General features: G+C 65.4%; 8 protein-coding genes. 4 read left to right on the forward strand and 4 right to left on the reverse strand.

Annotation, left to right across the window (positions count from 1 at the left end):
• Positions 1-123 precede the first annotated feature (123 nt).
• The 3 genes from HMPREF3048_RS10430 to HMPREF3048_RS10440 are packed head-to-tail and all read left to right on the forward strand — an operon-like array spanning position 124 to position 2,449.
• A complete protein-coding gene (locus HMPREF3048_RS10430; RefSeq protein WP_070421399.1) occupies positions 124-1,506 on the forward strand; it encodes a glycine--tRNA ligase in 1,383 nt (460 codons plus the stop codon).
• A complete protein-coding gene (locus tag HMPREF3048_RS10435; RefSeq protein ID WP_070772131.1) occupies positions 1,506-2,012 on the forward strand; it encodes a hypothetical protein in 507 nt (168 codons plus the stop codon). Before HMPREF3048_RS10430 ends, HMPREF3048_RS10435 begins: the two co-directional genes overlap by 1 nt.
• Positions 2,009-2,449: a hypothetical protein gene (locus HMPREF3048_RS10440; RefSeq protein WP_070772133.1), complete on the forward strand. Its 441-nt coding sequence runs from the start codon at positions 2,009-2,011 to the stop codon at positions 2,447-2,449. Before HMPREF3048_RS10435 ends, HMPREF3048_RS10440 begins: the two co-directional genes overlap by 4 nt.
• Before the next feature lie 72 nt (positions 2,450-2,521).
• Here HMPREF3048_RS10440 and HMPREF3048_RS10445 read toward each other — a convergent pair whose 3' ends face one another.
• The gene (locus HMPREF3048_RS10445; protein ID WP_070772135.1) at positions 2,522-4,516 is read right to left on the reverse strand and encodes a TPM domain-containing protein; all 1,995 of its coding nucleotides are present in this window, start codon (positions 4,514-4,516) and stop codon (positions 2,522-2,524) included.
• Positions 4,517-4,535: 19 nt separating this feature from the next.
• Between HMPREF3048_RS10445 and HMPREF3048_RS10450 the strand changes: the two genes are divergently transcribed.
• On the forward strand, positions 4,536-5,894 hold the full coding sequence (locus tag HMPREF3048_RS10450) for a deoxyguanosinetriphosphate triphosphohydrolase (protein ID WP_070772137.1): 1,359 nt from the start codon (positions 4,536-4,538) through the stop codon (positions 5,892-5,894).
• A 244-nt stretch (positions 5,895-6,138) separates the two neighbouring features.
• Here HMPREF3048_RS10450 and HMPREF3048_RS10455 read toward each other — a convergent pair whose 3' ends face one another.
• The 3 genes from HMPREF3048_RS10455 to HMPREF3048_RS10465 are packed head-to-tail and all read right to left on the reverse strand — an operon-like array spanning position 6,139 to position 9,057.
• A complete protein-coding gene (locus HMPREF3048_RS10455) occupies positions 6,139-7,101 on the reverse strand; it encodes an ArsA family ATPase (protein ID WP_070772139.1) in 963 nt (320 codons plus the stop codon).
• On the reverse strand, positions 7,092-7,349 hold the full coding sequence (locus tag HMPREF3048_RS10460) for a cory-CC-star protein (RefSeq protein ID WP_070482853.1): 258 nt from the start codon (positions 7,347-7,349) through the stop codon (positions 7,092-7,094). The genes HMPREF3048_RS10455 and HMPREF3048_RS10460 overlap by 10 nt, the downstream gene beginning before the upstream one ends.
• The gene (locus HMPREF3048_RS10465; protein WP_070772141.1) at positions 7,333-9,057 is read right to left on the reverse strand and encodes a carbon starvation CstA family protein; all 1,725 of its coding nucleotides are present in this window, start codon (positions 9,055-9,057) and stop codon (positions 7,333-7,335) included. The genes HMPREF3048_RS10460 and HMPREF3048_RS10465 overlap by 17 nt, the downstream gene beginning before the upstream one ends.
• Positions 9,058-9,731: the final 674 nt, after the last annotated feature.

Here is a 9,731-nt window from a genome sequence, read left to right on the forward strand (position 1 = left end):
AGTTTACTCGAAGCAGGCGTAAAGGTGGGACTTATGTCCAAAGGGTCGTCTGCGTCGTCGCAAAGTGAAACGGCTAGACTGATCGACGTATTTTGGCAACCGTATTACACGCAGGAGATTGTGATGCCCGCATCCAAGATCGAAACCGTCGTCAACCTCTGCAAACGCCGTGGTTTGGTGTACCCCGCAGGTGAGATTTACGGCGGAACACGCTCCGCGTGGGACTACGGCCCACTCGGCGTCGAGCTGAAAGAAAATCTCAAGCGCCAGTGGTGGAAGCACATGGTGACCTCCCGCCCCGACACCGTCGGCGTCGACACCTCTATCATCCTGCCCACCCGCGTGTGGGAAGCCTCCGGTCACGTCGAGGTGTTCACCGACCCGCTCGTTGAGTCGCTCTACACCAACAAGCGCTACCGCGCCGACCACCTGATCGAAGCCTACGAGGAGAAGCACGGCCACCCGCCAGCAAACGGGCTCGCCGACATCAACGACCCGGAGACCGGCCAGCCTGGCAACTGGACCGAGCCGAAGGAATTCTCCGGCCTGATGAAGACCTACCTCGGCCCCGTCGACGACAAGGAAGGCCTGCACTACCTGCGCCCGGAGACCGCGCAGGGCATCTTCGTTAACTTCAAAAACGTGATGACGTCCGCGCGCCTCAAGCCGCCGTTCGGCATCGCCAACATCGGCAAGTCGTTCCGCAACGAAATCACCCCGGGCAACTTCATCTTCCGCACCCGCGAGTTCGAGCAAATGGAGATGGAATTCTTCGTCAAACCCGGCGAGGACGAAACCTGGCACGAGTACTGGATTGAAAACCGCTTCAACTGGTACGTCGACCTGGGCATCAACCCGGAGAACCTGCGCCTGTACGAGCACCCGCAGGAGAAGCTGTCGCACTACTCCAAGCGCACCGTGGACATCGAGTACGCGTTCGGCTTCACCGGCTCCAAGTGGGGCGAACTCGAAGGCGTGGCCAACCGTACGGATTACGATCTGAAGACCCACTCCGAGGCGTCCGGCGAGGACCTGTCGTACTACGACCAGCAGAACGAGGAGCGTTGGATCCCGTACTGCATCGAGCCGGCCGCTGGCCTGGGCCGCGCCATGATGGCATTTCTTATCGACGCCTACGATGAAGAAGAAGCACCCAACGCCAAGGGCGGCACCGACACCCGCGTCGTGCTGCGCCTGGACCGTCGCCTCGCGCCGGTGAAGGTTGCCGTGCTGCCACTGTCGAAGAAGCCGGAACTCGCCGGCCCCGCCGAGGAGCTGGCCACCAAGCTGCGCCAGTACTGGAACGTGGACTTTGACACCTCGGGTGCGATTGGTCGTCGTTACCGTCGCCAGGACGAGACGGGCACCCCGTTCTGCGTCACCTACGACTTTGACACCCTTGAGGACAACGCTGTGACCGTTCGCGAGCGCGACACGATGGAGCAGGAGCGCGTGCCTCTCGACGAGCTGGAGGCCTACCTGGCCGCCCGCCTGATCGGCTGCTAATGCACTACGTCAGCTGGGATCGCACGGACCGCGACGCGCCGAAGTTGCTCGCGGAGGCCGGACCCGAGGTGTTGGGCGTGTTCTCGCACGACCACGCCATTGTGGGCGGCGACGAGTGGCAGTTGGTGTCGCACCCCGAATCGGGTGCGGTGGCGACGCGCCGCGGCGAGGAGATCGTGCGCACGTCGAACAGTTTGAAGCGCGCGAAGCGCATCGACCTGGTCATCGAGGGCCACGCCTACGCCTTTATCCCCGAGACCTCCAAGAACTGGGTGGTCGAGGATGCGAGCGGCGAGAAGGTTGCCCAGTTCACCCAGGACCATAACGGTGTGCGCAAGGCGATCCTCGAGTTCGAGGGCGAGACCGACCTGCCGCCCACCCAGGTTGCCGGCCTTGCGTGGTTGACCCGCGAGGTGCTTGAGGCCCGCAAGATGGTCAATTCGACCGCGCTGATCAGCACTTTGGTGTTCTTGTCGCTGTTCATCGTTGTGGTGGCGTTGCTGTGATTTGGCAGGGCGCCACGCTTCTCGACGACTCCCGCACCCGCGCCACCGCCACCGACGACACCATCACCGTCGGTGGGGCATTGCCGAGCGCCGTGCTGCGCATCACTGCCGGCAGTGCGCGCCGGTTTAAGGCCGTCGATGCGGATACGGGCGGGGAGTATGTTCTGCGCAAGGCTGGGTTTACGGTGGCGCGCTACACCGCGGATTGCGACGGGCGCCGCTACACCCTGAACCGCACCGGCCTGCACCGCGAGATCCGCGACGCCGCCGGAACCCTCGTCGCCGTGACCCGCGGGAAGGCCTCGGGCGACCTCCACGTCGACATCAAGGCCGGTGTTGACGCTGCGGTCGAAGCCGACCTGCCCATGGAGGATCTTGTTTTCATGACGTGGGCGTTGACCTTCGTGGACACGCCCGCGCGCCGCACCCGCATCTAGCGCCGCACCCGTTACTAGCGCTGCTCCAGACCCGCGCGACCAACCCAGTCGCGCGGGTCTAAAACGTGCCGCCTAGAACGTGCCGCCGCGGTTGGAGGGGCGACCGCCGGAAAAGCCTCCGCCGCCGCCAAAGCCACCGCCGCCTCCCCCGAAGCCACCTCCGCCGCCTCCGCCGCCGGAGAGCAGCGTGCCCCACAGCACCGCCCTGGCCAGGGAGTCGGCGGTTTCGCGGTTGCGGGCCGCTTGGTAGCGGCGGATGTCGTCGTTAGCGGCCTGCTCGGCGCGGCGTGCGGTGTCGGTGGCGGTGCGGGCGGCGTCGATAGCTTTACGCGTATCGCGCACACGCAGCTGGATCGCTTGGGCGTGCTGGCGCTTCGCCTCGGCGAGCAAGGTGCGCGCGTGCGAGCCGATGATGCGGCCACGGGAGCGGATCAGGTCTTCGGCGCGCTGGATCTGCGCGGCACAGACCTGCATTTGTTGGTCCAACAGTTGCAGCGCGCGGGCTTGGTCGCCGGCGACGCCGCGGGCACGGTCGAGGGCGTCGTCGATTTCGGCGTCCATGTTCGCCAGTTCCTCGTAGAGGGCAAGCGGGTCGGTGTCGGCGCGGTTGCCCATCGCGTCGAGCATGCGCTGGGCCTTGGCGGAGACGGCGTCCAGGGCGGCGACGTCGATACGCGCGCCCTGCTCGCGGGCGCCCTTGACTGCTTCGATGTCGCGGAGTTCGGCGCGGATTTCGTCGATAAGCGCTGGCAAATTGGTTTTCGCCGCCCGGATGTTCTCTTCCGCGTGCTCGATCGCGTTGAGGTTCGTGTCGGAGACCTCGACGGCGTGCGACGCCGCGGCGAGCGTGTCCAGCAGCGCGCCTTGGCGGCCAGCGGGCTGGGCGGCGAGGCTGCGGGCGTCGGTAAGTGCCTTCTCGGCTTCGTCGAGGGAGGCCTGCGCAACATCGACGTTGTCCACGATCGATGACAACATCTCCGGCGCGTGCGTCTCCCGCAGTTGCGCAAGGGTGGCGCGGGCCGGCTCGAGGCGCGCGCGGATGTCTACGGTGCGGGCGAGGATCTTGTCTACCTCGTCGGGTGCGCGCATGAGCACGCCGCGCATGTCGTTGAACTCAGCGGTTTTGTCGCGAAGTGCCTGTTCAGCCTTTCCTGACGAGGAGATGATGTCGACGAGCATGGCGCGTTTTTCGGGTTCGGTTTCGGGGATGGCGTCGTAAAGTTTCTGGTGCGTGGAAAACGCGCGCTGCAGGGTGCGGGTGGCCTCGTTCATGGCGGAGGTGAACGGGCGGACGCGCTCCGCGCCGAATTCGGAGGTGGCCAGTTTCAGTTCTTCTTTGCCCTGGGTAATCGACTCGTCGGCGGAGACGAGCGCGTCGCGCGCGACCTCCTCCAGGGTCGCGGTGGGCAGGCGGCCGAGCGAGTCAGTATCCGCCGGGTCGAGCGCCTTCGCAGAGGCGATCTGCTTCGCCTGCTGCTTGCGCGAACCCTTGCGCGCCGCCGCGTACATGCCGCCGCCGGCAAGTGCCGCGACACCGAGGCCGCCTGCGACCCAGCCCACGCCGTCACCGTTGCTTGACGACGACCCACCTACCGACTCAACCGCATTCAGCGCCGCCTGCGACCAATTGAGTTGGGTTAGCTGCGCGTAGGCGGCGTCGTTCATCCGGTCGATCTCGGCCTGGGTCCATTCTTCGCCACCGCCGACGTTGTAGGCGCGCTCGTCGGGGGAAATCACCAGCACGGCGGTGTTGGAACCGTTCGCGGCGACGGCCTGGTCGACCCAGTCGGACGGGCTGATGTCGCCAAAGGTACGCAGGAACACCACACGCACCGACTTGCCCTGCGACTGGCTGACCTGCTGAATCGCCTGCTCAATCTCGGCGCGCTCGCCATCGGTGAGCACGCCGGCGTCGTCGGTCACAGGCTTGGTTAAAAGCCCTGGCTGGACGGTGGTTTCCGTGGCCACGCCTTGCGCAAGCGCGGGCGTTTCGGCAAAACCTGAGGCGGGCGCTGCGAGAAACAGCATGCCGCCGACGGCGAGGACGCGAAGGTAACGGCTAGTCATGCGACTAGGGTAGCGCTTCGTGTACGCCTATAACGCCGACGATACGAAACGCCGCACCGCCGAGGGTCCGAAGGGGGCGCAGCTTGCGCCGGATTCGCGGGGTGCGTTTGCGCGTGACCGGGCCCGGGTGCTGCATTCGGCGGCGCTTCGTCGATTAGCAGACAAGACCCAGGTTGTTGGCCCGCGCGACGGTGACACCCCGCGCACGCGTCTGACGCACTCGCTGGAGGTCGCCCAGATTTCGCGCGGCATCGGCGAAGGCCTCGGCCTGAACCCCGACCTGTGCGAGATGGCCGGCCTCACCCACGACATCGGCCACCCGCCCTACGGTCACAACGGCGAAGTCGCGCTCAACGAGGTCGCGCCCGACGGCTTCGAGGGCAATGCGCAGACGTTGCGCATCCTGTCGCGCCTTGAGCCGAAAGTGCTTATCGACGACCACTCTTACGGCCTCAACCTCACCCGCGCCTCCTTAGATGCCGCCGTGAAATACCCCGTGACCCGCACGAACCCCGACGGCACCCTGAACCGGAAGTACTCCGCCTACGACGAGGATGCAGCGGTGCTTGCGTGGGCGCGCGAAGGCCACACCGACAACATGCCGCCGATGGAAGCGCAGGTGATGGACTTTTCCGACGACATCGCCTACTCCGTCCACGACGTCGAAGACGGCATCGTCTCCGGGCGCGTCTCCCTGCAGGTGTTGTGGGACTTCGTCGAACTCGCCGCCCTTGCCGAGAAGGGCGCCGCCGCCTTTGGTGGCGACGCCGACTCACTCGTCGACGCCGCCGACCGCCTCCGCGCCCTTCCCGCCATCGCAGCCGCCGCCGACTTCGACTACACCCTGTCCTCTTGGGTTCGCCTGAAGGGGCTGACGTCGCAGTTGGTGGGACGCTACATCGGCGGCGTGACCAAGGCGACCCTCGACGGGAACTTAGGCACCGACGCTGCTGCCGGCGCGGGCGCGGGCGCGGGCGGCGTGGGCGGCGTGGGCGACGCTGTTGCCGGCGCGGGCTCGGGTGCAGGCGGCGCGGGCGCCGGTTCGGGCCTGATGGGGCGCCAGCACGGCCGCCTCATCGTTCCTCCCGACGTCGAGGCCGAAGTCCGCCTGCTCAAAACCGTCGCGGTGCTCTACGTCATGGATGTGCCCGCCCATCTCGCGCGTCAGGACCGCCAGCGCGACCGGATTTACCGCGTCCACGAATACCTGCGCGCAGGCGCCCCGGGCACCCTGGACACGATGTTCCGTGCCTGGTTCGAAGCCGCCGACACCGACGCCGAGCGCGAGCGCGTGATCATCGACCAGATCGCCTCCATGACCGAGTCCCGCCTCGAGCGCACCGCGAAGAAAGCCAGCGCCTTCGAAGGCTTCTACTAGGCCCGCGGCCGTTGCCGCTTGCCGCAGGTTGTGCAGGGGACGGGACCGCACATGGGTGCTCCTCTCGCTCGCAGATATTGCGAGTGAGCCTAACCCGCGCCGAGGTGGAATACGGCGAAAAGTGAGCTTAGGAGCAAACCCGAACTCAGCCGGCCAGATGAAAAAGGGCTTCGAAGCGAGTTCGGGTTTGCCCCTAAGCTGCCAATCGGACACCTTCCACTCCTCGGAGCGGGGCTCGGGGAGGCTACAGGCGCGCGGCGATGTCGGCGAGCGCGGCGCGGGTGCCGATCTCCCCGGGCAGCCACGGCAGTTCCACGCGCGGCACGTTGGGCAGTTTCGCGTCCAGAAGAGCCAGCGCTTCGTCTTCCACGGCGCGCCGGGCGGCCAAGAACTCGCCAGCGCTCGAGCCAGCGCCAGCCCCAGCGGTGTCGGCGGGGCTGCGGCGATTGACGACGAGGCCGGAGACGCGGATGTGGTGCTGGGTGAGGTCGTCGTAAAGTTCGGTGCTCTCGAGGACCGGAAGCCGCTCGGCGGTGAGCACGATGGTGAACGTGCAGCGGGCCGGGTCGGTGAGAATGTCGCGCAGGCGCTCGAACTTGCGGCGACGGCGCAACAATGTGGTGCGGATCTGCTGGTTGCGGCGCTGCACCGGGTCCTCGTCCGCGCCGCCGAGGCCACGCAGGGCGCGGGAGAACTTGTCGGACTGTTCGCGCCGTTGCATCAGCCCGCCGGTGTATGCCGCCATCAACTCGGGCAGGGCGAGCAGGCGGGAGGTGTGGCCGGAGGGGGCGGTGTCGAAAATGATGTGGTCGACGCCTTGCGTGTCCACGAGTTCCGCCACGCGTTCCAGCATCGCCGCTTCGTGCATGCCTGGGGAGTTGCGTGACAGGTCCAGGTGGCGGCGGATTTCGGGGTGCATGCGCTCGGGCATCATCGCCCGCATGGACTGCTCGACTTCGGCGAGGTGGCGTTCGGTGGTGGTGGCGGGGTCGAGTTCGACGACGCTCAAGCCAGGTTCGAGTTCGGTGGGCGTGTCGGAGAGCGATACGGACCAGATGTGGCCGAGGTTGTGCGCCGGGTCGGTGGACACCAGCAGCACGCGCCGGCCAGCTTCGGCGAGGCGCACCGCGGTGGCGGCCGACACGGTGGTTTTGCCCACGCCGCCTTTGCCGCCGAAGAACATCACGGGTGCGGTTTCTAGCAGCATCGCACGCCGTCCAAGGGGGAGTGGGACATGCCCATGCGGGTGTGCCAGGCGTGGAATTCGTCGTAAAGCAATGGCATGAGCTCGAGGGTGTAGAAGGAGGCGGGGTTGGGGATGCCAAGCGTTTCGGAGGCGACGAGCAGCGTAAACAGGTCGTCTTCTTCGCGGGCGGCGCGGGCAAATTCTCGACGATAGGGTGCCTTGTAGAACTCGTCCAGGCCGGCCGCGAAGGTTTTAAATCGCTCGAGCATCGGCAGCATCGGCAGCGTGTTCGCCGGGCATGGTTTCGTCGTCACGCCAGACCACTGCGGGCTCGCGGCGTGCCTTCGAGATCGCCGTGAACGCTTCGACGATGACCCAGATCGCGCAGCAGATGATGATCACGTCGAGGACGAGTAGCAGCCAGTTGCCGGAGTTGTAGAACGTGCGCACCTGCAGCACGGCAGCCCACAGAGACATGACGGTGACGAACACCAGCGGGACGAGCACCGGCCAGGAGGGGCGGCGCAGTTTGGTCAGCATGATCGCCACGATGGACAAGGTCAGGCCGGCCATGAGCTGGTTGGTGGTGCCGAACAGTGGCCAGATGAGCATGCCGCCGGAGCCGTCGATGCCCATGGAGAACGTCAGGCCGAGTGCGCAGCCGACCGCGATGATGGTGGCGACGAGGCCGGAGAGTTTGAAGCCCATCAGGTCGCCGATTTCGGTGACGACGAAGCGCTGCAGGCGAATACCCGAGTCCATGGTGGTGGCGGCGAAGAGGACGGCCATCGTCGCCAAGATTGTTGCGGACAGGGACTGCGGGATGCCCAAGCCTTCGTTCATCAGTGCGCCGCCGCCTTGGATGAAGGCGTTGACGCCGCCGGCGTTCCATTCGCTGTAGATGGTTTCCCAGTCGGTGATGGTTTTGAAGCCGGCGGTCGTCGCAACGATGGTGCCCAGCGCGAGCAGGCCTTCGCCGACGGCGCCGAAGTAGCCGACGAAGCGCACGTCGGTTTCCTTATCGATCTGCTTCGACGACGTACCCGAGGACACAATGCCGTGGAAGCCCGAGATCGCGCCGCAGGCGATGGTGACAAACAGGAGCGGGAAGATGCCGGGGGTGCCGTCGGGGACGGTGTCGCGAAGTGTCGGGGCGACAACTTCTGGACGGACGACGAAGAACGAGCCGTACAGAATGATCAGCCCGACGAACAGTTGCAGACCGTTGATGTAGTCACGCGGCTGCAGCAGCACCCACACCGGCAGCAGGGAGGCGATGAAGGCGTAGAGGAACAGGAAGATGATCCACCAGCCGCGATCCGGAATACCCAGCATGACTTCGGGCAGGGCGAGCGGCATGCGGTCGCCGAGGATCATCAGGCCGTAGAGCGCGGCGACGCCGACGAAGGACACTAGCGGCAAGTTCCAGTTGAAGCGGTAGATCGCCTGGCCGATCAGCAGGGCGACGAGGATCGCGCCCCAGGTTGGGATGACGGCGGTTGGGGTGGAGATCAGCAGGTTGGAAATCACCACCGCGAACGCCGTGTTGACCATGAGCAGCAGCAGGAAGATCACGATGAGGAACAGGTTGCGTCCGCGCGCGCCGATGTAGCGGCCGGACAGTGTGCCAATGGAGTGCCCGCGGTGGCGTTGCGACGCCCACAGCGCCCCCATGTCATGCATCCCCGCAAAGAACATCGTGCCGAGCGTCACCCAGAGGAACGCCGGCACCCACCCCCAAATCACGGCGACGGCCGGGCCGATGATCGGTGCTGCGCCCGCCACGGAGGTGAAGTGGTGGCCCCACAGGACGTATTTGTTGGTGGGGACGTAGTCCACGCCGTCTTCCATGGTGTGGGCGGGCGTAGAGTAGGCGTCCGAGAGTTGGTACACCTTTTTGCCCAGGAACTTTGAGTACAGCAGGTAGCCGGCGGCCATCATCGCGAGGCCGACGAGCACTAGGATGAGCGAGCTCATGGGCGTCCTCCATTCGTGTCGTGGTTCACAGTTTGCGAATTATGACACACAGCACACTTTTAAGTTTCCATTTGGGGTGTTTTTATGCGCTGTATTACGTGAGCGGGATGTCTGATACCCCTCGACTTCCGCGCGATGACCGCATAAGTTTGCGTAGTAGAACTTTTCTAGCTGTATCGAAAGGCGAAGGCATTTGTTTGATCGCGTGGAACGAATGACTCGAGCGTTTCCGTGGATGGTCTCGCTTTCCCCGGACGACCGAGAGGCGTGCGCGCGTGACCTTCGAGAAGCGATTACTTCGGAAGACCCCAGCCTGCTGGCAGCCGAGTTCACAGCATGGAAGGAAACTGCGACTGCTATAGCCGAGGGGGTTGATTGCAAAGAGTTGGAGTGGCTCGACCCGTCAGATGACGCGTGCGTGGTTACGCGACCAGCGTGACCCCTTCTTCCTCAAACACTGCGCGCATTTTGCTTGTCGACGACCCCTCCACCCCGGAGCGTCCACACCGGGCCACATCCCCCGCCGGGGTGCACATGTGCGAAAACTGAGCTTAGGGGCAAACCCGAACTCGCACCGACGGCGATTCCTACTGGCCTTCACTGCGTTCCACTGCGGTCCACTGTGGTCGTGCCGCGCATCCGAGTTCGGGTTTGCCCCTAAGCTGCCAATCGGA

This window comes from Corynebacterium sp. HMSC075D04 (assembly GCF_001815635.1).
In the GTDB taxonomy this organism is placed as follows: Bacteria; Actinomycetota; Actinomycetes; order Mycobacteriales; family Mycobacteriaceae; genus Corynebacterium; species Corynebacterium coyleae.